Raw genomic sequence first — 1155 nt, forward strand, 5'->3', positions numbered from 1 at the left:
CCACCGGTACTGGCTGATGAGTGTGCCTGGCGGCGGGGGCCGTGTCGTCGGGCTGGCCGGGTGCTCGGAGGTGGTCCAGGCGCAGGAGGATCACAGGAGGCTGCTGCGCCGCTCCCCCGTCGCTGGTTCGGCGTTCGAGGTCGCTGAGGCGGTCACGGCCTGGTGGTGGGCGCAGCAGTGGCCGGAGGAAACTCTGTGGCCGGCACGGCTGTGTGCGACGGTTCTCGAGGGCGAGGAGCCCGGGCGGTGGCGGGTCCTGGCCCGCGGCTTGGTCACCTATCCGGAGACGGTGGCTGTTGCTGGCATGTTGGTGGACCAGACGATGAGGCGCGGTATCGCAACCCGGGTGCGCGACCTGCGCGGCCACCTCCCTTTCTGCCTGGGCGACCTCCCCGTGCTCGTCAGTGAGCTGGTGCGCTGTCTGCGGCGGCCTTGGCTCGCTGATCGCCTGACATCGTGCGTGGACGGACCGCTGTTCGCGTGGGCGCACCGGTATTGCAAGGCAGTGGGGGTACCGAATGGCGACGGGCAGCGGTTGCTGTGGGAGATCCATCCCGCGCACCGGCCTGGTCCCTTGGCTGACGAACTCGCCCAGTACCTGCAGGAGGTGCCCGGCGGTGAAGTCGCGGAGGCTCCGCTCCCCAAACGGCGGCGCGGGCACAGCCGCCAGGCCGACGAGGCCTTCGAAGCGGGCCTGACTCGCGCCAGGGCCTACGCGGCTGCGCGGGGGCATCTGGCTACACGGGCGGACACGCTCCAGGACGGCTTTCCTCTGGGGGCGTGGATGACCAACCAGCGCATGCTCCGTCTGGGGATGCCTGCCTGGCGCGGCGCCGCGCTGCGTGCGCTGGACCCGTACTGGGACACGCCGTGGCCGACCCTGTGGCAGCGCACCTACCACCAGGCCGCGTGCCACGTCGCGGAACGGGGCCCGGTGGATGCGCGGGGAGGATTTCCCGGTACTGGCCTGAGCCTGGGCGAGTGGCTGTACTTGCAGTGCACCCGGTACTCGGATCTGCATCCTGAGCAGCAACGGCTCCTTGCGCGGCTGGGCATCGATGCCGCGGCGGCGCGGGATGCCCGGCCCCGGCGTCGCAGTCAGCGCGCCGGGGAGGAGGAGGCGCTCGCCCATGCCCGGGTCTGGGTTTCGGAGTA

Annotated in this window: 1 protein-coding gene; it reads left to right on the forward strand. The window is 71.4% G+C overall.

All coding sequences use genetic code 11. The features are described from left to right. Positions 1-70: 70 nt before the first annotated feature. On the forward strand, positions 71-1155 hold a 1085-nt coding region (locus tag ACFWGZ_RS41130; protein ID WP_382456997.1), incomplete at its 3' end, for a helicase associated domain-containing protein.

This window comes from Lentzea sp. NPDC060358 (genome assembly GCF_042725365.1).
Lineage (GTDB): Bacteria > Actinomycetota > Actinomycetes > Mycobacteriales > Pseudonocardiaceae > Lentzea.